Below are 19,692 nucleotides of genomic sequence, written 5' to 3'. Positions count from 1 at the left end.
ACGATCACTCAAACCGCGGCGGTTCGCGATCAGGTGCGTGCCGGAAGGCGGCAATTGCATCGATCTCTTCTTCGCTCAGTTTCTCACCGCCGAGAATGGTTCTCAGCCGCTGCCCTGCGGAACTGTTGGAATCCTGCTGGCGTCCAAGCGACTGGCGCAACAGATCAATCGCCTCGTCGGATAGACTGCGGCCATGCCGATTGGCATTCGCCTGCAATTGCTTCTTCAGCGTGTCATCGATGCCGCGCAGCAAAAGATCGCTCATGGGCGCCTCCATTTGATATCAATGATATCATAGGCGCTGCAGCCCAATCTTTCAATGACTCGAGATCAGAGAGCCTTCGCCTTGGCGGCCTTGGTGAACTTCTTGATCACCATTTCGCGCTTCAGGCGGGAGATATAGTCGATGAACAGCACGCCGTTCAGATGGTCGATTTCGTGCTGCACGCAGGTTGCGAGCAGGCCGTCGGCTTCTGTCAGCTGTTCCTTGCCGTCGCGATCGAGATGCTTGACGGTGACCCGGGCCGGCCGCTCTACTTCCGCATAGTAATCGGGAATGGACAGGCAGCCTTCCTCGTAGACCGAACGTTCGTCCGAAGAGGTGACGATTTCCGGGTTGATGAAAACCAGCGGCTTCTTTTCTTCGCCTTCGCGCGATACGTCGATGACAAGCATCCGGCGCGCAACGCCGATCTGGACGGCGGCAAGGCCAATGCCCGGCGCGTCATACATGGTTTCCAGCATATCGTCAGCGAGGCGCTGCGTTTCGGCATCGATGCGCTCGATCGGCTTGGAAGCCTGGCGGAGCAGCGGATCGGGTAAAATGATGAGTGGCTTGATCGTCATGACGTTTCCCATAACGCATCTTTTACTGCGATGGAATCGCCAAGATGGGCGTATCGAGGTGTTTTTTCACCGACGACGCATCGGATCTGACTAAACGGCCGAAAAATCTTGTTCACGTTTTGATCTAGCTATTCATGATGTTTTTGTTATGGTGTCCGTAAGAATTCCACGAGCATACTCGGTTCCATGTCCTTCATCCTCTTCGGCCAAGCCATCTCCGCGATCCAGGTTCTGACCGGCCTCGTCATCCTGCTCGTGATCGCCGTCCTCGTTCTTCTGATGCGCGGTCGCGGACGATCTGAGGACGACATGCTGGAATCAGAGCACAACATGGCAACGCTTTTGCGGGCGCAGGCGGAGATGCAGGGCCGGCTCGCGACCATGGCCGAGGTGTTCGGCTCGCGGCAGGCGGAGCTCAACCAGGCCATCGGCCAGCGCCTGGACGGCATGTCGCAACGGGTCACCGCGACGATCGGCGAACAGACGCGCTCGACGCACGAGAACCTGCGCCGGCTGCAGGAACGGCTTGCCGTCATCGATACGGCCCAGACCAATATCCAATCACTGGCAAAGGACGTCGTCGGCCTGCAGGCCATCCTCTCCAACAAGCAGACGCGCGGCGCCTTCGGCCAGGCGCGCATGGAGACCATCATCGCCGACGGGTTGCCGATGGGCGCTTATTCCTTCCAGCCGACGCTTTCGAACGGCTCGCGGCCCGACTGCACCATCCGAATGCCGAACGGCTCGCCGCCGCTGGTCATCGATGCCAAGTTTCCGCTCGAAGCCTGGAATGCCATTCGCGCCGCGGCGAGCCCCGAGCAGGGCAAGATTGCCGCGCAGCAATTCCGCCGAGATCTGGAACTGCATATCCGCGATATCTCGGAGAAGTATCTTATTCCGAGCGAAACCCAGGATACCGCCTTTCTGTTCGTGCCCTCGGAATCGATCTTCGCGGAGATCCACGAGAATTTCGAAGCGATCGTGCAGAAGGCGCAGCGCTCGCGCATCGTCATCGTCTCACCATCGCTGCTGATGCTGTCGATCCAGGTCATCCAGGCGGTGCTGAAGGACCAGCGCATGCGCGAGCAGGCGCATGTCATCCAGAGCGAAGTGGCGCATCTGATGGACGATCTCTCGCGCCTGGACGAACGGGTGCGCAAGCTCCAGGGACATTTCGCCATGGCGCAGAAGGATGTCGACATGATCGTCACCTCTGCCGATAAGCTGGCAAGGCGTGGCGAGAGGATAGAAGCGCTGGAATTCGAGACCGCGAAAGAGCCGACAAAGGCGCGTGCGGAGGACAGACCGAAGCCGATCGACAACCGTACCAGCCAACTCAAGCTGAGAGTAGTTGACGAGGACTGATCGCTTCGGGCAGTGTCGCGCGAAATCGGCGCGTGATCCCAAAAGACATAGGGCAGCCTTCGGGTGGGATCATGCACAACTCGCAGGGCAGGATACCGCATGATCACCATTTTCGGCTCCATCAACATGGACCTCATCGCCACGACAGACCGTCTGCCGAAGCCGGGCGAAACCGTCGCCGGCAACGGCTTTTCCACGGCCGCCGGCGGCAAGGGCGCCAATCAGGCGCTGGCCGCGCGCCGCGCCGGCGCAACGGTGCGCATGAGCGGTGCTGTGGGCAATGATGGCTTTGCTGCACCTGCGCTCGAGCTGCTCGATGCTGCCGGCACCGACCTTTCCACCACCCGCCGCGTTTCGGAACCGACCGGCACGGCCCTGATCCTGGTGGGTGGCGACGGTGAAAACATGATCGCCGTCGTTCCTGGCGCCAATGGCACGAATACCGCCGAAGACGCCGCCGCCGCCGTCGCGGCGCTGAACCCCGGCGATACGCTGATGCTGCAGTTCGAAATTCCGGTCGACGCCGTCGAGACGGCATTGAACGCGGCGAAGGCCAAGGGTGTGCGCACGGTACTCAATCTCGCGCCGCTGATCCCGGAAGCGGAACGCCTCGGCAGGCTCGCCGATATCGTTATCGCCAACGAGACCGAATTCGAGAGGCTGGCTGGCCAGGACAACATGTCGGCCGCCGAACGCGAAACTGCTCTTGTCCGCCTGCACGGCGAAACCGGTCAGACGCTGATCGTGACGCTTGGCGGCGACGGCGTCATCGCCATCCGCGACGGCGAGCTTTCCAGTGCCAAGGGCCTCGTGATCGAGCCTGTCGATACCGTCGGTGCGGGCGATACGTTCTGCGGTTATTTTGCCGCAAGCCTCGACGAGGGCCTGGATTTTCATGCCAGCCTGCGCCGCGCCGCAGTCGCCGGTTCGCTCGCCTGCCTCAAGGCGGGCGCGCAGCCGTCCATTCCCGTTGCCAGCGAAGTCGCCGAACGGCTTTAAACTCAACAAATCGTAGGCATCTCGAAGCGCAATTAATTAAATTTTTGCGCTTCCATATCATTCTCCTCTGGCCTGGCGTGCATGGCCTTGCGGCTGCGGCAGGAATTCTCACGGCGGCCCCATGACAGGGCCATCCTGCGCCGACTTTGCATCTGGATAATGCCTATCCGACGCATCGCTTTTTCGAGGAAATGATGTTCATCTTTCGTATGAAGTCGCTTGCGGCCAAGCTCATCTTGGTCACGGGGCTAGCGATCGCACTTGTTTTGCTGGTTTCCAATTTTCTATTGATTTCCCAGACCCGCGATCGCGTCCAGACCCTGACGATGGATCAGGCCAATACCGAGGCCAAGTCCATTTCCAATGAGATTGCCGCCAATATCGGCGAGATGGCCAGCGCCGCGCGCTCCATGGCCGCCATCATCGGCCGTGGCCACGAGGGCCACACTTTCGACCGCAAGGGTATCATCAACATCCTCAAGGCGAATGTCGAACAAAACGCTTTTGCCTTCGGCAGCTGGTTCTGCGAGCAGCTCGGCGCCTTCGACGGCAAGACAATGGAGCTTGCCAACAACAAGGACCAGGGCGTCAACGACAAGGGTGCCTTTACCCCCTATTGGTCGAAGACCAAGGATGGCGGCATCCAGTTCTCCACCTTCAACAATGATTATACGGCTCCATGGTGGAAGCTCGCCGCCGATAGCGGCAAGGGTTCGATCACTCCGCCCTATATGGCCGAAGGCACCGACGTTCCCACGACCATGAGCTCGATCGCCTACCCCGTGATGTCTGGTGGCAAGATGATCGGCGTCGCGGGCGTCGATATCTCTCTCGCCTCGCTTTCCACGAAGCTGCAGAAGCTGCAGCCGTTCGGCTCCGGCCGCGTGCTGTTGGTTTCCCAGGACAACAAGTGGCTGGTCGCACCGACAGCCGCCCTTTTGATGAAGGACTATAATGGTGCCGGCGCCGATACCATCAAGGCGGCACTCACCTCTTCCTCCGCAAGCATCATGAAAAACCTTTCGGATGACGGTGGCGAAGAATTCGACCGCGTCGTCTATCCCTTTGCGGTTCCGGGCCTCAACGCCACATGGGTCGTGCTCATCGACGTGCCGCATAGCGCAATCGCAGCGCCTGTGCGCGACCAGACCTATACGATGATCGTCGCCGGCATCCTGGTGCTCATCGCCGTCATGCTGGCCCTCTACGCCGCCGTTCGCGGCTTCGTACAGAAGCCGCTTGCGGGTCTTGTAGCGAGCGTCAACGGCCTCAGCGCCGGCAACTACGCAGAACCGGTCTCCGGTCAGGCGCGGGCCGACGAAGTCGGTTCGGTTGCCAAGGCATTGGAAGGCTTCCGTTTCGCGCTTGCCGACACCAAGCGCCTCGAAGGCGAAGCCAATGATCAGCGCCTGGCGGCCGAAGGCGAACGTCGCCGCTCAGAGACCGAACGAAACGACAGCGTCACCTTGCAGCGCCACATCGTCGGCATTCTCGGCCACAGTCTGGCGGAGCTTTCGAAGGGTAATCTCAGCCATCGGATCACCGACGACTTCCCCGGCGAATACGCTCAGCTCAAGCAGGATTTCAACGCGGCCCTGATCAGCCTCGAAGAGACCGTCCAAACCGTCAATGCCAGCGTCGGCAATATCGGCAGCGGTACCGGCGAGATCAGCACCAGCGCCTCGGATCTTGCCCGGCGCACGGAGCAGCAGGCGGCAAGCCTAGAAGAGACCGCGGCAGCCCTCAACGAGCTCACCGCGCAGGTGAACTCGAGTGCTGAAAATGCGCGGACAGCGGCAAGCAGCGTCAACGCTGCCTCCCAGGATGCCGAGCACTCCGGCGAGATTGTCCAGAAGGCCATCGCCTCCATGCATGGCATCGAGCAGTCGTCCCAGGAAGTCTCGCGCATCATCAGCGTGATCGATGAGATCGCCTTCCAGACAAACCTTCTCGCCCTCAATGCCGGCGTCGAAGCTGCCCGTGCAGGTGATGCCGGCAAGGGCTTTGCCGTCGTCGCCCAGGAAGTGCGCGAACTGGCTCAGCGCTCGGCCAATGCGGCCAAGGAAATCAAGACGCTGATCAATACGTCGGCGGGGCAGGTCAAGGAAGGCGTCGATCTCGTCGGCCGCGCCGGCAACGCGCTGCACAAGATCGCCCAGCAGGTGATGGAGATCAACGGCCTCATCCGCCAGATCTCCGCCTCCGCAAGCGAGCAGGCGGTCGGCTTGAAGGAAATCAACTCAGCCATGAACCAGATGGACCAGGTGACGCAGCAGAATGCCGCGATGGTCGAGGAGACCACGGCCTCCAGCGTCACACTTGCTGAAGAAGCACAGAGCCTGAAGACCCTGGTGGCACGCTTCCGCACCACGCGCAGCGTACAGGACAATGCCGGAGCACTGAGGGCAACGGCCCAGCAGATGCGGGCGCCTGTTTCTGCCCGCAGAGTTGCCTCACCTGCGGCAGCGCCGGCACGCAAGGCCATTCCCCAGACGCAGGGTGCCAATGCCCTGGCACAGGATGACTGGGAAGAATTCTGAGCCGGCTTAACAGTTTAAACGACAAAAGGGGCCGCCGGATCACTCCGGCGGCCCCTTTTCTGTATTCACCTGTCAGATGCGGGCGAAACGCTCTGTCAGCAGCGCGAAGAAGCCATCGGCATCAACATCGCGCATGACCTTGGCATTGTGCTTGCGCTCGGTAACATGCCACCAATCCACCACCGTCATGCCGACGGTCAGCTCCGATGTCACCTCGATCTCGACATTGCAATTGCGGCCCTTGAATAGCTCGGGCTTGAGGAGATAGGCGATGACCGTCGGATCGTGCAGCGGGCCGCCGTCCGAGCCATATTTTTCGATATCGAAGCGCTCGAAGAATTCCAGCATTTCGACCATGGCCTTGGCCGGCGGGGTGCCGACGGCAGCGATGCGGGCAACACGGTCCTTGCGCGTCAGCAGCTTGTGGGTGACGTCGAGCGGCATCATGACGATCGGCACGCCGGAGCGGAAGACGACATCGGCCGCTTCCGGGTCGACATAGATGTTGAACTCGGCAGCCGGCGTGATGTTGCCGCCTTCGAAGAAACCGCCGCCCATCATCACCAGTTCGCGCACGCGGCCGGCAATCTCAGGCGCCTTCTGGAAGGCCAGCGCGATATTGGTCAATGGGCCGAGCGTGCAGAGCGTGACAGTTCCCTCTGGCTCGCTGCGCAGCGTGTCGATGATGAAATCGACCGCATGGCCCGGCTGCAATTCCATGGTGGGCTCGGCCAGAGCAGGACCATCAAGGCCGGTCTTGCCGTGAACGTGCTCGGCGGTCACCAGCTTGCGCTTGATCGGCGCGTCGGCGCCGGCGAACACCTTCACATCGCGACGATTGCAAAGCTCGCAGACGATACGGGCATTGCGGCTCGTCAACCGCAGCGGCACGTTTCCGGCGACGGTGGTGATACCGAGGACATCGATCTCTTCGCGGCTGCCGAAGGCGAGAAAGATCGCCGCGGCATCATCCTGACCAGGGTCGGTATCGATAATGATTTTTCTAGGTTCGGTCATGTTTGTAATTTTCCTCCGGACAGATCGAGAGGCTTTGTCGCGAGTTCGGTCCGGCTTTGTCAAGCGCTGCCTCGCCTTGTCACAAACGATTCATCCGCAGCGGATTTTGATCTCGCAGATGCGAAGAGATGATGCCTTGCACTCATCGGCGCGTACTCCCATATTAGAGACAACCGGGTGCTGAAGATCAGGTCCGGAACGGTCGCTTGCTACCCAAGGACTTTGAGACGATGAGCCGGATGACTCCCTTTGCCAGCCCGCTGCTTCTGGGCTTCGATACTATGGAAAAGACGCTTGAGCGAATTTCCAAAACCAGTGACGGCTATCCTCCCTACAATATCGAGCGCATGGGTGCCGATCGCCTTTCGGGCGAGCCGGAGCGTTTGCGCATCACGCTGGCGGTGGCGGGTTTCTCCGAGGACGAGCTCGATGTCAGCACCGAGGAAAACCAGTTGCTGATCCGCGGACGTCAGGTTGAACAAAGCGAGCGCGACTATCTTTATCGTGGCATTGCGGCCCGGCAATTCCAGCGCGTCTTTGTCCTTGCCGACGGCATGCAAGTGCTTGGCGCAGCACTGAAGAATGGCTTGCTCTCGGTCGATCTCATTCGGCCCGAACCGGATCGTATGGTAAAGAAAATTAACATTTCGGTCTCACAGTAGGACAACGGCTTAATGCCGTTGGTCCCTCATACTGGAGGTACGAATATGCTTTTGAAAGAAGCTAACGCCCGCCTGACGCAATCCGAGCTTGCCAATATCGGCACCGGCGAGGTTGCCTACATCAGAAAGATGGATTGCAACGAAGTCTCCCGTTGCTTTCCCGAAGCTCCCGATATCGACCCGGACGTCGATCTATGGGCGCTTTTCGGTGCCGACGGCACGCCGATACTGCTGACGGACAACCGTTCCAGCACCTTCTATCGCGCCGCCGAAGATGAACTGAAGACGGTCAGCCTGCACTGACCATAGACGCCGCTCAACGGTGAGGCTCACCGTTTGCAAGGACCGCGCCGACCGGCCCAGCCGCGGCGCATGCGCATGATCCAGACCGCCTGGCATGGCGGTCCTGACGGGATGATGCGGAAGCAGCGATCGATCACCTGCTCCAGCCGTGAAACCAGCAATCAGATTTTCTTGAATGTCAGATAGGCCGAAGAACGCCCTTCGCGCCGGGCCTTTGCCTCGTAGCGCGTGCTCGGCCATCCCTCGTAGGGCGTCAGCCAATCGGCGGCATTCCGTGCGGTCCATTCGAAGCCGCCATGGGCTTGGCAATGCTGCAGCGTCCAGTTGACATAGGTGTCTATGTCGGAGGCAAAGCAGAAGAGAGCGCCAGGCTTCAGCACGCGGTGGAAGCGCGTGAGATTGACCTGCGAAACGAAACGGCGTTTCCAGTGCTTCTTCTTCGGCCAGGGATCCGGATAAAGCAGATCGATCTGATCCAGGCAGCCATCCGGCAGCCAGTCCAGCAACTGCGTGGCATCATCATTATAGACGCGGACATTGCGCGCGCCGGTCTCGTCGACCCGCGCGAGCAGCTTCTGCATCGAATTGACGAAGGGTTCTACGCCGATGAAGCCGGTGGCCGGCTGTTCCAGCGCCCTGTGAATGAGATGCTCGCCGCCACCAAAGCCGATTTCCAGGCGCAGACGTTCGGTCGGCACCTGGAAGAGGTCATTCAGTGGCTGTGGCGCCGGAGCGGCAAGATCGACAATGTGCTGCGGCAGCAATGCTTCGAGCTTTTCAGCCTGCTGGCCGCGCAAGGCCTTACCCTTGCGCCGGCCGAAGAATGCTTCCGTCGCCCGCGACCGGCGCTCGACGTCGATCATGCGGCTTCCCGGACCTTCACAGCTTCCTTGAGAGCCTTGACCAGATCGGTGCGTTCCCACGAGAACGAACCGTCGCGGCCAGCCTTGCGGCCGAAGTGACCGTATGCCGATGTCTTGGCATAGATCGGCTTGTTGAGGTCGAGGTGACGGCGGATGCCAGTCGGCGAGAGATCCATGCTTTTGCGGATCGCTGCTTCGACGTCGTCTTCGCTGACGCCCTTACCGGTGCCGTGCAGGTCGACATAAACAGAGAGCGGCTGGGCAACGCCGATGGCGTAGGACAGCTGGATCGTGCAACGGTCGGCCAGGCTGGCGGCAACGACGTTCTTTGCCAGATAGCGTGCGGCATAGGCGGCCGAACGGTCGACCTTGGTCGTGTCCTTGCCCGAGAAGGCACCGCCACCATGCGGGGCTGCGCCGCCGTAGGTGTCGACGATGATCTTGCGGCCGGTGAGGCCGGCGTCGCCGTCCGGACCACCGATGACGAACTTGCCGGTGGGGTTGATGTACCACTTGCAATCGGCAGCGATCTTCAGGTCGCCGAGCGCTTCGCGGATATAGGGTTCGACAACGGCGCGAACCTTGTTGGAATCCCAGCTATCGTCGAGGTGCTGGGTGGAAAGCACGATCGAGGTCACTTCCGATGGCTTGCCGTCGACGTAACGAACGGTCACCTGGCTCTTGGCATCGGGGCCGAGCTTTGCGACTTCGCCATCACCCTTCTTGCGGGCGGTTGCGAGCAGCTGCAGGATCTTGTGCGAATAGTAGATCGGCGCCGGCATGAGATCCGGCGTTTCCTTGCAGGCGTAGCCAAACATGATGCCCTGATCGCCGGCACCTTCGTCGCCCTGCTGGTCGGCAGCGTTGTCGACGCCCTGGGCGATGTCCGCGGACTGGGAGTGCAGGAGCACGTCGATGCGTGCCTTCTTCCAATGGAAGCCGTCCTGCTCGTAGCCGATATCCTTGATGGCGCGGCGCGCCGCAGCCTTGAACTTCGAAGGATTGATGACGTCGTTGCCGTCCTTGTCCTTCTTCATCAGGCTCGGCGGCAGGCGGACTTCACCAGCGATGACGACGCGGTTGGTGGTGGCAAGGGTTTCGCAGGCAATGCGCACGCCCCATGGATTCACGCCGGTCTTTGCGGCTTCGCGGTAAACCAGATCGACGATTTCGTCGGAGATACGGTCACAAACTTTATCCGGGTGACCTTCGGCAACAGACTCACTCGTAAACAGATAATTCGCGCGCATTCGGGATTCCCCTCAAAGAACAAATCTCTGCTTTTGATATTCGTCTCCGGCTCGAAAAACAAGCCGAACAAGGACATAAATATATCTTTATATCCCGGTCGAAGGGATAAATTTTTGCCGTAAATGCAGAAAAGGCGGCCAAAATGACCGCCTCTCGACTTCATCGGCTTTGCAGCGCCTCGAAAGGCCTACTCGGCATCCGCCTCGGCGGCGAGCGCCTTGACCAGCTCGACCACCTTGCGGCGTACCTTGCCGTCGGAGATCTTCACGAAGGCGCGATTGAGCTGCAGCCCTTCGGAAGAGGACAGAAAATCGACGACGTAATTAGAGCTGGATGCTTCGGCCAAGCCCCCCGCTGTGGCCGTGTGCTCACCCGGGGCATCTTCGAAGAAGAAGGAGACCGGGACATTAAGGATGCTGGAGATGTTCTGGAGGCGGCTGGCGCCAACCCGGTTGGTGCCCTTTTCGTATTTCTGGATTTGCTGAAACGTAATTCCAAGACTTTCGCCGAGTTTTTCCTGGCTCATGCCAAGCATGGTGCGGCGGAGGCGTATGCGGCTACCGACATGAATGTCGATGGGGTTCGGCTTTTTTTTGTTCTCAATCATCATTTTACCCTAACATAGGTTGAGTTCAGGACCTGCCACCCGGTACCTTTCTCCACCCCCTATAACGCCACGTTGCAGCCGACGCCCCCAAGGCCTCCAGTCTACGTTCAAAAGGCGGATAACGAGCACTATGCAATTTTAGGGTTTTTTGGTCAATTCACCCTCGAAATAAAACCCATGCGTGAAACGGCAGCGACCACGCCGACTAAGCCGACAATCAACCAAAAGTATGTTTTCCGGGCTTTATCGTCGACACGCGATACAGTTGCACCACTCAAGGTAGTATCGATAAACCCCTGCTGATTATAGTCAATTCCCGAAAGCACACGCCCGTGCGGATCGACGAAGGCGGAGATGCCGGTATTGGCGCTGCGAATCAGAGGAAGCCCCTGCTCCACTGCCCTCACCCTTGCCTGGAGGAAATGCTGATAGGGACCTGGCGTATCGCCAAACCAGCCATCATTCGTCACGTTCAGGATCGCATCCGCCTGCCGGATCTCCGAGGTCATCTCGTTCGGGAAAATGATCTCGTAGCAAATCAAGGGGTAGAACTTGATGCCGTCAGGCATGGTCAGCAGCTGCCGCCGTGTGGCTGCGGAAAATCCGCCCGGCAGTTCCACGACATTGTCGATACCGAGATAACTGAGAATATGCTCGAACGGCACATATTCGCCGAAGGGCACGAGATGGGTCTTGTCGGATGCGCCGATGATCTGGCCCCGGCCATCGATGACATAGATCGAATTGTAATAGCGGGGATCGACACCCGGACCCATGTCCTCGACGCGAACAGCGCCGGTGATCAGGATCTGGTCATCATCAAGCTGATCGGCGATGCGGGCGAGCGCATCCCGGTTGTCGGTCAGGATGAACGGCACGGCCGTTTCAGGCCAGACGATGATATCAGGGCGTTTGCCGCCGTTTGCAGGCGGCTGCACGGAAAGCGCCAGATGCTTGTCGAAAATCGCGGTGCGGTCGGCGGCCGTATCCATCTTCGTCTCCTGGTCGATGGACGGCTGGACAATGCGAATGACGGGCGTTGCCTTGCCTTCGACAGGCGGGGCGGCCGGCAGATTCAGCGCATAATAGCCATAACCGACATGGGCGGCAGCGATGATGATCGCAAGACCGATCCCCGGCACTCGTCCCTGGCGCGTGCCGAGCAGGGCCGGCGCCGCAAAGACGAAGACGGCGAGCACGGTGACCCCGAGCACGCCGATCAGATGCGCCGACTGCATCATCAGCGGTATGGGCATGGCGCCGTAGCCGATGGCATTCCAGGGGAAGCCGGTGAAGAGGAAGCTCCGCACCCATTCTAGCAGCCCGAAGCTGAAGGCAAGCGCCGCGATGCGGCCCATGCCGTCGGACCACAGTATCCGGGCAAGGACGGTCGCCACCCCATAGAAGACGGCGAGAAAGGCCGGCAGGCCGAGGATCGCCAGCGGCAATGCCCAGGCAAACTCGTCGGCATCGATCAGCAGCGCATGGCCGAGCCACCACAGGCCGGCGACGAAATAACCGAAGCCAAACAGCCAGCCGGTGAAAAAGGCCGGCCATAGCCGACCGAGAAAGCCGCTGTCGGGACCGGCGGCAACACCATCAAGCAGCCATACGAGCAGCGTGAAGGAAATGAACATTGCTGCAAAGAAACCGAAGGGCGGCAGCGCAAGTACACCGACCGCACCCGCCAAAATCGCAAGCAACGCGCGTTTGAAACCCCAGACGAGGATCACCCTGCCCGAAAGCCATTCCATACGCCCGCTCCGTTCAACTGCGAATCAACTGGCCGCAGTCTTTCAAAAAAGCAGCGATTTGTCCCGCTGAAGCGCCGTTTATTGGCTGGCGGCGTTGCGTTCGGTCGAAGTTTCTTCGGCAATTGCTTCCGGCGACGGCAGGCCGCGCTCGGATAGACCGGCATCGCCATCTGCCTTTGACGGCCGTCGACGGACAGCATGCCGCTTGCGGGTGATGCGCACCCGCTTGATGCGGCGTGGATCAGCATCGAGAATATGAAACTCGAAGCCCGGCAGCGCCTGCACGAGTTCCCCACGCACCGGGATGCGGCCAAGCGCGGAGAAGATCAGACCGCCAAGCGTATCGACTTCATCCACCTGCTCCATGACGTCGAAATCCGGACCGATCGCCGCGGCGATCTCTTCCAGCTCGACCCGAGCATCGGCAACGAAGACGTCTTCGGAGACGCGCTTGAACATGACTTCATCGTCATCGTGCTCGTCATCGATATCGCCAACGACCATTTCGACGATGTCTTCGTGCGAGGCCAGACCGTCCGTGCCGCCATACTCGTCGATGACAAGCGCCATCTGCGTGCGGTTGACCTGCATGCGGCGCAGGAGATCGGAGGCCAGCATGGAAGGCGGCACGAACAGGATCTTACGGATGATGCCGGCTTCAGCCAGTGTCTTTTGCAGATCGACACGAGAAAGATCGAAATTAGGCTTGACGGAGCGCGGCGCCTTCTCGGTTGTCGCCACGGCCGTCGCGGCTGCTGCAGCCTTGGCGGTGCCGCTGCGGCGCTTGTTACGGGCCTGCTTGGCGACATAGGACAGCAGGTCGCGGATATGCACCATACCACGCGGATCATCCAGCGTATCGGCATAGACGGGCATGCGCGAACGGCCGCTTTCCTCGAACAGGATCATCAGCTCGCCGATGGTGATATTCTGGTCCACCGCCTCGATATCGGCGCGCGGCACCATGACGTCCTCGACGCGTACCTCGCGGAAGCGCAGGATATTGTGCAGCATCGCCCGTTCGTCGGGAGAAAACGCATCGTCTCCGGTGGCGTTGGTCATCAACGCATCGGCGAGATCCTCGCGCAGCCGCGTGGCATCCTGCGCCGGGCGGAGAATGCGCGCAGCGCGCGCCCAGAATGAAGATTGGGATCGCTTGCCGTTGCTACTACTGCCAACCTCGTCGGAGGAGGCCGCATCGGCGCTGTCTTTGGCCTCGGGGGCCGATCTTGTCGTAAAGTCGCTCATTGTTCCTGGTCAGACAGGGTTCAAGTCAAATGGGATCTTGTCCCGCGTAGGGATCAGATAGGCCAAGACCAGCCAAAATGCGAGTCTCCAGCCCCTCCATTCTTTCGGCTTCGCTATTATTCATATGGTCGTAGCCGAAGAGATGCAAGAAACCATGCACCATCAAATGGGTCAAATGGTCGTCAAAACTCTTCTCGAGGTCGACTGCCTCGCGCTCCACCGTCTCCCTGGCGATGATGATATCGCCGAGCATCGGGCCGGGCTTGCCACCCGGCTCCAGCGGAAAGGCGGGGAAGGACAGCACATTCGTCGCCTTGTCCTGCGAGCGCCACTCCGCGTTTATCTCGCGGATGGAGGCGTCGTCGGTAAAGACCAAGGACAATTCGGGCGCCGTCTTCGGAAAGGGCTGCTTCTCATGTTTCTTGAGATAGGCCGCAGCCTCGCCGAGCACGCGCTCGGCAAGGGCCTGTAAGTCGGCTTCGGAGGGCCAATCGCCCTCCTCCACGCTGATCTGTATATCGAGTTCCGCCATGAGCTTTGAGACCGCAGATCAGATCTGCGGGTCGTTTTCCTCGCCGGGAGCGGGATACATCGAGTCGTAAGCCCGGACGATGCGCCCCACCAGTGGATGACGGACGACATCCGTATCCTTGAAGCGGACGATGGTGATGCCCTCAACGCCGTTGAGCAGCTGCAGCGCCTCCACCAGGCCGGACTTGACGCCACGCGGCAAGTCGATCTGGCTCGGATCGCCCGTGATGATCATCCGCGAATTTTCGCCGAGACGGGTCAGGAACATCTTCATCTGCATCGATGTCGTGTTCTGCGCCTCATCGAGGATGACAGCGGCATTGGCGAGCGTACGGCCACGCATGAAGGCGAGCGGCGCGATCTCGATGACGCCCGCAGTGATCGCACGTTCGACCTTGTCGCCAGGCATCATGTCGTAAAGCGCGTCATAAAGCGGACGGAGATAGGGATCGACCTTCTCCTTCATGTCGCCGGGCAGGAAGCCGAGGCGCTCGCCAGCTTCGACAGCGGGGCGCGAGAGGATGATCTTCTCGACGGCGCCGCGCTCCAGAAGCTGGGCAGCGTGGGCGACGGCGAGGTAGGTCTTGCCGGTACCGGCCGGACCGACGCCGAAGACCATCTCGGAGCGCTCCAGCGCCCGCATATAGGCGTCTTGCGTCGGCGTGCGAGCAATGATCGTCTTCTTGCGCGTCGAAATCTGCGCCATCGTCAACTTGGCTTTTCTCTCCATGGTCGGCAGCGTCAATTGGTCGTCGGCGGCAACCGCCATGCGGATTGCCCCTTCCACGTCGGAAGGTTCTACATTGCCGCCTTTTTGCAGCTTGTCATAGAGATAATCGAGCGTGCGGCGCGCCTGATTGGTGGCCGGCACATCGCCCGTGATGACGACGGAGTTTCCGCGAGCCCGGGCATCTATGCCGAGACGTTCTTCCAGCAGCTTCAAGTTCTGATCGAACTGCCCGAAAAGCTCGCTGGCGAACCGATTGTTCTCGAACGTCAGGATGAAGTGATTGGCGTCGCTCGCGGTGCGGGGCTGGCGCGATGAAGAAGAAACCAATTCCTGTCCGTTCAAGCGGTGTGGCTCCTTTTGCCCGTCCGGAACCTAGAGCAGCTCAGCAAAAAGGCTGTTGGTGCTGGTCCCGGTGATTCGTACGTTAATAATGTCACCGATTTGCGATGCTTTTGCATCAACATTCACAGATTGCAGCCAAGGAGAGCGTCCAATCAGCTGACCCGGCATGCGGCCCGGCTTTTCCAGGAGGATATCCACAACCTTGCCCACGCAAGTGTCGGCAAAAGCATGCTGCTGCTTCAACAGCAGGGCCTGCAATCGTTCCAGCCGTTCCGCCTTGATCTCTTCGGCCACCTGGTCCTTCAAGTCAGCGCCGGGCGTGCCCGGACGCGTCGAATATTTGAAAGAGAAGGCCTGTGCATAATTCACCTCCTCGACCAGTCTCAATGTATCCTCAAAATCCTGATCTGTCTCCCCCGGGAAGCCGACGATGAAATCGCCAGAGAGTGCAATATCCGGCCGTGCAGCGCGGATCTTTGCGATCAGTGCCAGATATTCGACAGCTGTGTGCCGGCGGTTCATCGCCTTGAGGATGCGGTCCGAACCGGACTGAACAGGCAGGTGCAGATAGGGCATCAGCGTGCGGAGATCGCGATGCGCGTCGATCAGCCGATCGTCCATGTCGCGTGGATGGCTGGTCGTGTAGCGCAGCCGCGCAAGACCGGGTATCTCCGCCAGCCGATAGAGCAGATCACCGAGGCTCCAGGCTTCGCCCTTAGGCCCCGCGCCATGCCAGGCATTGACGTTCTGGCCGAGCAGCGTGATTTCACGCACGCCGCCATCCACAAGTTTCTCGGCCTCTTCGACGATCTGGGCGACCGGACGGGAGACTTCGGAACCACGCGTATAGGGCACCACGCAGAACGTACAGAACTTGTCGCATCCTTCCTGCACCGTCAGGAAGGCGGTGACGCCGCGGGCGCGGATCTTCGCCTTCTCGGCAATCGGCAGATGCTGAAACTTGTCTTCGATCGCATATTCGGTATCGACGACGCGGTGGCCTTCCTTGGCGCGGCGAAGCGCGTCGGGCAGGCGGTGATAGGTCTGCGGGCCGATGACGACATCGACGGCGGGCGCGCGACGAAGGATTTCCTCACCTTCGGCCTGCGCGACGCAACCGGTAACGCCGATCATCATCTCGCGCCCGTCGGCAGCCTTGCGCTTCTTCATGTCGCGCAGGCGGCCCAGCGCGGAATAGACCTTTTCGGCCGCCTTCTCGCGGATATGACAGGTATTCAGCAGGACGAGATCGGCCTCTTCCATGTCCTCGGTCGGCTCATAGCCGTCGCGGGCAAGCGCATCGCTCATCCGCGTGGAGTCATAGACGTTCATCTGACAGCCGTAGGTCTTGATGAAAACCTTGCGGCTGTTGGAGCCATCACGGAGGCCGAGCTGCGATGCAGGGGTCGCCGGGGCGTCGAGGGTCAAGCTGTCCTTGGTCATGGCCGCTATGTAGTGACTTTTGCTGGCGGAGAAAATGAAAAAGTTGAAACCACCTGGAAATCAGGCGATCTCGCGGCCGAGCAGGCGGCTGGCGAGCATATTGCGGATGCGCCGGGCGATGGTGGCGCTGACTTGTTTGCGGTTGGAGCCGGCCCGGTAGTCCAGCGCCTCGCCGAAGCAGACATCGACATCAATTGCGCCGCAGGCAACGATATCCTTCAGATGCGGCACCAGTTCGATATCGCCGGGCCAGGCCGCAATCGGGCGATAATAGCGGCCCATGGCGATACCGTGAATGCGGGTATAGGCAACCGCGACGGGCTGCACATGCACGACGGCATCCGGCGTTTTCGGCAGTGCGGCAGCGGCAGCACCGAACAGCGAGGACTTGACCTCGAGCAGGCGGTTGCCGTCGGAGGTCGTCCCTTCCGGAAACAGCACCATGATTTCGCCGGCGGCCATGCGCTCGGCAATCTCGTTCACCTGGTCGCCGGTCTTCTGCTTCTGCTGGCGCTCGATGAAGACGCTCTTCTGCCATTGCGCAAAAAGACCGAAAATCGGCCAATCCCGCACCTCGGATTTGGCGATGAAGGCGACATCGGCAACCGCCGACAACACGAGAATGTCGAGCCAGGAAGAATGGTTCGAGGCGAGCATCAAGGGCCTGTCAGCCTCGAGCTTGCCGACGACATGAATGCGGACGCCAAGCCAATAGCAGACGATGCGATGCCAGTAGCGCGGCAGATACCGCCTGAGTTTCCAGTCGAAGCGCAGGCAAAGGATTTGGAGCGGCACCAGCACGAGGCTGACGACACAGATGACAATGGCGGCACAGCCGACGCGCAGCCAGGTCATCAAATCATTCGCTCCTGCACGACAGCCTTCACCTCAACCTTCGTCCTTCTTCAGCGGGATGCCGTAAAGCTCCAGCCTGTGGTCGACGAGTTTGAAGCCGTGTTCGCGGGCAATGCGCTCCTGCAGCGCCTCGATCTCCGGCGAATGAAATTCGATGACTTCACCGCTCTTCAGATCAATCAGGTGATCATGATGCTCTTCCGGCACCGTTTCGTAGCGGGAGCGGCCGTCGCGGAAATCATGGCGGGCGAGCAATCCGGCGTCCTCGAACAGCTTGACGGTGCGATAGACGGTCGAGATCGAGATCTTCGCGTCCACCAGCACGGAGCGCCGATAGAGCTCCTCGACATCCGGGTGATCCTCCGATGTCTCGATAATGCGCGCGATGACCCGGCGCTGCTCGGTCATGCGCATGCCACGCTCGGCGCAAAGCTCCTCAAGGGATTTTACGGCATCATCCATCGATTGTCGTCTTCGGTCTATTTGGACTGTGACAACGGACTAGCGAAGAACGCGGCGCATGACAAGCGCCGTCGACTTGGTGCCATTGTCGTTGACGTAATAGGCCTTACGCTCACCGACCGTCTCGAAGCCAAGCTTGCGGTAGAGGCCGAGCGCCGGCTGGTTGCCGCCATCGACCTCCAGAAACATGGTTTCGCCGCCGCGATTGCCCGCTTCACGGAGGGCTGCCTGCATCAACCGCCAGCCGAGGCCCGAGCGGCCAAGCTTGGCGTTCACGGCGATCGTCAGGATTTCGGCCTCACCCGCCACATGCCTTGCCAGTACGAAGCCGGGAAGCGCCTTTTTCAGGATCGCATTGGTCTGGCGGGCGACGAAGCCGAAGGTCGTCTCCTGCGAGAGAAGATCCTGAAATTCACTTTCGTCCCAGACGCGGGAGAACCTTTCGCCGTGCAGGAGCGCCACCTCGACGCAATCCTTCAGCTCCATGGGGATGATTTCGTATTCGGCTTTCAAGGTGAGATAGGATTCGAGCATTTCTATTGCCTGGCAACTGCGTATCCGGCCTGCGGTCTGGCATCGGGTCCGCGAAGATAAAGCGGCTTCGGCTTTTCGCTGACAGGTTTGGCAGCGCCCAGCCGGGCGATGACGGCAATCGGAAATGCGTCTGGCCGCTCCGCTGGCGGCGTGTCGCTCAACCGGGCGACGGCGGTTCCGGTGACGATGCCGTCGAAAGCGCCGGCAATTATCCGCGCCTCGTCGATCGTCACGGCCCGCGCCTCGTCCAGCGGGTCGCCATTGGCGTCGAAGCCCTGGAGATAGATCTCCTCGCGCTTCGCGTCGATGGCGGCCAGAACCGGCTTGCCAGGATTCTGATCTCGTGCGGTCGCTGCCATGACCTCGAGGGTCGTAACACCAACCGCAGGAACATTGAGGGAGAGCGCAAAACCGCGTGCGGCTGCAACGCCGATGCGGATGCCGGTGAAGGAACCGGGCCCGACGGTCACGACGACGCGTTCGACTGCCGAGAGCGCTGTACCGGCTTTCGCCAGCGCCTCGTCGACCACGTGCATCAAATGCTCGGCATGTCCCCGCCCGATCGTTTCCGTGACCTCCCCCATCACAGAATCACTGCCGCTATCATACACTGCGGCAGCGCAATCCACACCTGCCGTGTCGAGCGCCAGTACGATCATGTCAACTTATCCGAAACGTCGGGATTAAACGGCTTCGACTTCCTGCACTTCCGGCACGAAATGGCGCAGCAGGTTCTGCACGCCGTGCTTCAACGTCGCTGTCGAAGACGGGCAGCCGGCGCAGGATCCCTTCATATTGAGGTAGACCTTGCCGTCGCGGAAGCCGCGGAAGGTGATGTCGCCGCCATCCTGGGCAACGGCCGGACGCACGCGCGTATCGAGCAGCTCCTTGATGGTGAGCACGATCGCCTCGTCACCCTCATCGAAGAATTCGCCGCCGGCATCCTGCACCTCGGACAGAACCGAAGCGGAGCCCATGACGGGCTTGCCGGACATGAAATGCTCCATGATCGAGCCGAGAATGGCGGGCTTCAGGTGCTGCCATTCCTGTTCTTCCTTGGAGACGGAAATGAAGTCGTAGCCGAAATAGACGCCGGTGACGCCGGGGATCTCGAAGAGACGGGCCGCAAGCGGGGAAGCCTCAGCTTCGTCGGCACTGCGGAACTCGGCCGTACCGGTTTCCATCACCACTTTGCCCGGCAGGAACTTCAAGGTCGCGGGGTTCGGCGTCGCTTCGGTCTGAATGAACATCTTGATCTCCATGCGGCGGGCAAAGCCCGGTCCCGACTTTAGAATATTTCAAAAGAAGATAGGCTTTTTGGCCACTTTATTCAAGAGAGT

Annotated in this window: 21 protein-coding genes; 5 read left to right on the top strand and 16 right to left on the bottom strand. The window is 60.3% G+C overall.

Annotation, left to right across the window (positions count from 1 at the left end; genetic code table 11):
• Window positions 1–4: 4 nt before the first annotated feature.
• Both ACQZ6F_RS23220 and def read right to left on the bottom strand, forming a co-directional pair.
• A complete protein-coding gene (locus ACQZ6F_RS23220) occupies window positions 5–265 on the bottom strand; it encodes a FitA-like ribbon-helix-helix domain-containing protein (RefSeq protein WP_449094252.1) in 261 nt (86 codons plus the stop codon).
• 65 nt (window positions 266–330) lie between these two features.
• Window positions 331–846, bottom strand: a complete 516-nt coding sequence (gene def / locus ACQZ6F_RS23215; RefSeq protein ID WP_077468566.1) for a peptide deformylase — start codon at window positions 844–846, stop codon at window positions 331–333.
• Between the two features lie 186 nt (window positions 847–1,032).
• Between def and ACQZ6F_RS23210 the strand changes: the two genes are divergently transcribed.
• The 3 genes from ACQZ6F_RS23210 (at window position 1,033) to ACQZ6F_RS23200 (ending at window position 5,750) form a co-directional block, all read left to right on the top strand.
• Window positions 1,033–2,211 carry a DNA recombination protein RmuC gene (locus tag ACQZ6F_RS23210; RefSeq protein ID WP_449094251.1) on the top strand — a complete coding sequence of 393 codons (1,179 nt, stop codon included), beginning with the start codon at window positions 1,033–1,035 and terminating at the stop codon, window positions 2,209–2,211.
• 99 nt (window positions 2,212–2,310) lie between these two features.
• Complete coding sequence (locus ACQZ6F_RS23205; RefSeq protein ID WP_449094250.1) at window positions 2,311–3,210, top strand: ribokinase; 900 nt, start codon at window positions 2,311–2,313, stop codon at window positions 3,208–3,210.
• A gap of 194 nt (window positions 3,211–3,404) precedes the next feature.
• The gene (locus tag ACQZ6F_RS23200) at window positions 3,405–5,750 is read left to right on the top strand and encodes a methyl-accepting chemotaxis protein (RefSeq protein ID WP_449094249.1); all 2,346 of its coding nucleotides are present in this window, start codon (window positions 3,405–3,407) and stop codon (window positions 5,748–5,750) included.
• A gap of 72 nt (window positions 5,751–5,822) precedes the next feature.
• On the opposite strand, the gene ACQZ6F_RS23195 is transcribed toward ACQZ6F_RS23200, so the two are convergent.
• A complete protein-coding gene (locus ACQZ6F_RS23195) occupies window positions 5,823–6,767 on the bottom strand; it encodes a nucleoside hydrolase (protein WP_449094248.1) in 945 nt (314 codons plus the stop codon).
• Between the two features lie 230 nt (window positions 6,768–6,997).
• Between ACQZ6F_RS23195 and ACQZ6F_RS23190 the strand changes: the two genes are divergently transcribed.
• Together ACQZ6F_RS23190 and ACQZ6F_RS23185 are read left to right on the top strand one after the other, a co-directional pair.
• Complete coding sequence (locus ACQZ6F_RS23190) at window positions 6,998–7,429, top strand: Hsp20 family protein (RefSeq protein ID WP_068397579.1); 432 nt, start codon at window positions 6,998–7,000, stop codon at window positions 7,427–7,429.
• Window positions 7,430–7,474: 45 nt separating this feature from the next.
• Window positions 7,475–7,732 (top strand): BQ00720 family protein, encoded by a 258-nt coding sequence (locus tag ACQZ6F_RS23185; RefSeq protein ID WP_068397582.1) that lies wholly within the window; start codon window positions 7,475–7,477, stop codon window positions 7,730–7,732.
• Between the two features lie 161 nt (window positions 7,733–7,893).
• On the opposite strand, the gene trmB is transcribed toward ACQZ6F_RS23185, so the two are convergent.
• The 13 genes from trmB to ACQZ6F_RS23120 form a co-directional block, all read right to left on the bottom strand.
• Window positions 7,894–8,595, bottom strand: coding sequence for a tRNA (guanosine(46)-N7)-methyltransferase TrmB (gene trmB / locus ACQZ6F_RS23180; protein WP_174070075.1), 702 nt, complete (start codon window positions 8,593–8,595; stop codon window positions 7,894–7,896).
• Complete coding sequence (metK, locus tag ACQZ6F_RS23175) at window positions 8,592–9,845, bottom strand: methionine adenosyltransferase (protein ID WP_068397592.1); 1,254 nt, start codon at window positions 9,843–9,845, stop codon at window positions 8,592–8,594. Before metK ends, trmB begins: the two co-directional genes overlap by 4 nt.
• 188 nt (window positions 9,846–10,033) lie before the next feature.
• Window positions 10,034–10,453 carry a helix-turn-helix domain-containing protein gene (locus ACQZ6F_RS23170; RefSeq protein WP_034489843.1) on the bottom strand — a complete coding sequence of 140 codons (420 nt, stop codon included), beginning with the start codon at window positions 10,451–10,453 and terminating at the stop codon, window positions 10,034–10,036.
• 152 nt (window positions 10,454–10,605) lie between these two features.
• Complete coding sequence (gene lnt / locus ACQZ6F_RS23165; RefSeq protein WP_449094247.1) at window positions 10,606–12,207, bottom strand: apolipoprotein N-acyltransferase; 1,602 nt, start codon at window positions 12,205–12,207, stop codon at window positions 10,606–10,608.
• Window positions 12,208–12,285: 78 nt separating this feature from the next.
• Entirely contained in the window at window positions 12,286–13,455 is a 1,170-nt protein-coding gene (locus ACQZ6F_RS23160; RefSeq protein ID WP_449094246.1) for a hemolysin family protein, read from the bottom strand.
• 25 nt (window positions 13,456–13,480) lie between these two features.
• Window positions 13,481–13,987 (bottom strand): rRNA maturation RNase YbeY, encoded by a 507-nt coding sequence (gene ybeY / locus ACQZ6F_RS23155; protein ID WP_077468558.1) that lies wholly within the window; start codon window positions 13,985–13,987, stop codon window positions 13,481–13,483.
• Between the two features lie 18 nt (window positions 13,988–14,005).
• Window positions 14,006–15,058 (bottom strand): PhoH family protein, encoded by a 1,053-nt coding sequence (locus tag ACQZ6F_RS23150; protein ID WP_068397604.1) that lies wholly within the window; start codon window positions 15,056–15,058, stop codon window positions 14,006–14,008.
• A gap of 30 nt (window positions 15,059–15,088) precedes the next feature.
• Complete coding sequence (gene miaB, locus ACQZ6F_RS23145) at window positions 15,089–16,501, bottom strand: tRNA (N6-isopentenyl adenosine(37)-C2)-methylthiotransferase MiaB (protein WP_449094245.1); 1,413 nt, start codon at window positions 16,499–16,501, stop codon at window positions 15,089–15,091.
• A gap of 60 nt (window positions 16,502–16,561) precedes the next feature.
• Entirely contained in the window at window positions 16,562–17,359 is a 798-nt protein-coding gene (gene olsA, locus ACQZ6F_RS23140) for a lyso-ornithine lipid O-acyltransferase (protein WP_077468556.1), read from the bottom strand.
• 30 nt (window positions 17,360–17,389) lie between these two features.
• Window positions 17,390–17,818 (bottom strand): Fur family transcriptional regulator, encoded by a 429-nt coding sequence (locus ACQZ6F_RS23135; RefSeq protein ID WP_068397613.1) that lies wholly within the window; start codon window positions 17,816–17,818, stop codon window positions 17,390–17,392.
• Between the two features lie 39 nt (window positions 17,819–17,857).
• Complete coding sequence (locus ACQZ6F_RS23130; RefSeq protein WP_068397615.1) at window positions 17,858–18,352, bottom strand: GNAT family N-acetyltransferase; 495 nt, start codon at window positions 18,350–18,352, stop codon at window positions 17,858–17,860.
• A gap of 2 nt (window positions 18,353–18,354) precedes the next feature.
• On the bottom strand, window positions 18,355–19,011 hold the full coding sequence (tsaB, locus tag ACQZ6F_RS23125) for a tRNA (adenosine(37)-N6)-threonylcarbamoyltransferase complex dimerization subunit type 1 TsaB (protein WP_449094244.1): 657 nt from the start codon (window positions 19,009–19,011) through the stop codon (window positions 18,355–18,357).
• Window positions 19,012–19,035: 24 nt separating this feature from the next.
• Window positions 19,036–19,602 carry a NifU family protein gene (locus ACQZ6F_RS23120; protein WP_068397948.1) on the bottom strand — a complete coding sequence of 189 codons (567 nt, stop codon included), beginning with the start codon at window positions 19,600–19,602 and terminating at the stop codon, window positions 19,036–19,038.
• Between the last annotated feature and the right edge of the window lie 90 nt (window positions 19,603–19,692).

This window comes from Rhizobium sp. A22-96 (assembly GCF_053521805.1).
The sequence above is the reverse complement of the archived record's forward strand: the minus strand, read 5'-3'. Positions and strand labels throughout refer to the sequence as shown.

What these genes read in the sequence shown, in the direction of transcription:
- ACQZ6F_RS23220 (WP_449094252.1), bottom strand. Translation starts at nt 265, where the DNA reads ATGAGCGATCTTTTGCTGCGCGGCATCGATGACACGCTGAAGAAGCAA.
- def (WP_077468566.1), bottom strand. Translation starts at nt 846, where the DNA reads ATGACGATCAAGCCACTCATCATTTTACCCGATCCGCTGCTCCGCCAG.
- ACQZ6F_RS23210 (WP_449094251.1), top strand. Translation starts at nt 1,033, where the DNA reads ATGTCCTTCATCCTCTTCGGCCAAGCCATCTCCGCGATCCAGGTTCTG.
- ACQZ6F_RS23205 (WP_449094250.1), top strand. Translation starts at nt 2,311, where the DNA reads ATGATCACCATTTTCGGCTCCATCAACATGGACCTCATCGCCACGACA.
- ACQZ6F_RS23200 (WP_449094249.1), top strand. Translation starts at nt 3,405, where the DNA reads ATGTTCATCTTTCGTATGAAGTCGCTTGCGGCCAAGCTCATCTTGGTC.
- ACQZ6F_RS23195 (WP_449094248.1), bottom strand. Translation starts at nt 6,767, where the DNA reads ATGACCGAACCTAGAAAAATCATTATCGATACCGACCCTGGTCAGGAT.
- ACQZ6F_RS23190 (WP_068397579.1), top strand. Translation starts at nt 6,998, where the DNA reads ATGAGCCGGATGACTCCCTTTGCCAGCCCGCTGCTTCTGGGCTTCGAT.
- ACQZ6F_RS23185 (WP_068397582.1), top strand. Translation starts at nt 7,475, where the DNA reads ATGCTTTTGAAAGAAGCTAACGCCCGCCTGACGCAATCCGAGCTTGCC.
- trmB (WP_174070075.1), bottom strand. Translation starts at nt 8,595, where the DNA reads ATGATCGACGTCGAGCGCCGGTCGCGGGCGACGGAAGCATTCTTCGGC.
- metK (WP_068397592.1), bottom strand. Translation starts at nt 9,845, where the DNA reads ATGCGCGCGAATTATCTGTTTACGAGTGAGTCTGTTGCCGAAGGTCAC.
- ACQZ6F_RS23170 (WP_034489843.1), bottom strand. Translation starts at nt 10,453, where the DNA reads ATGATTGAGAACAAAAAAAAGCCGAACCCCATCGACATTCATGTCGGT.
- lnt (WP_449094247.1), bottom strand. Translation starts at nt 12,207, where the DNA reads ATGGAATGGCTTTCGGGCAGGGTGATCCTCGTCTGGGGTTTCAAACGC.
- ACQZ6F_RS23160 (WP_449094246.1), bottom strand. Translation starts at nt 13,455, where the DNA reads ATGAGCGACTTTACGACAAGATCGGCCCCCGAGGCCAAAGACAGCGCC.
- ybeY (WP_077468558.1), bottom strand. Translation starts at nt 13,987, where the DNA reads ATGGCGGAACTCGATATACAGATCAGCGTGGAGGAGGGCGATTGGCCC.
- miaB (WP_449094245.1), bottom strand. Translation starts at nt 16,501, where the DNA reads ATGACCAAGGACAGCTTGACCCTCGACGCCCCGGCGACCCCTGCATCG.
- ACQZ6F_RS23135 (WP_068397613.1), bottom strand. Translation starts at nt 17,818, where the DNA reads ATGGATGATGCCGTAAAATCCCTTGAGGAGCTTTGCGCCGAGCGTGGC.
- ACQZ6F_RS23130 (WP_068397615.1), bottom strand. Translation starts at nt 18,352, where the DNA reads ATGCTCGAATCCTATCTCACCTTGAAAGCCGAATACGAAATCATCCCC.
- tsaB (WP_449094244.1), bottom strand. Translation starts at nt 19,011, where the DNA reads ATGATCGTACTGGCGCTCGACACGGCAGGTGTGGATTGCGCTGCCGCA.
- ACQZ6F_RS23120 (WP_068397948.1), bottom strand. Translation starts at nt 19,602, where the DNA reads ATGTTCATTCAGACCGAAGCGACGCCGAACCCCGCGACCTTGAAGTTC.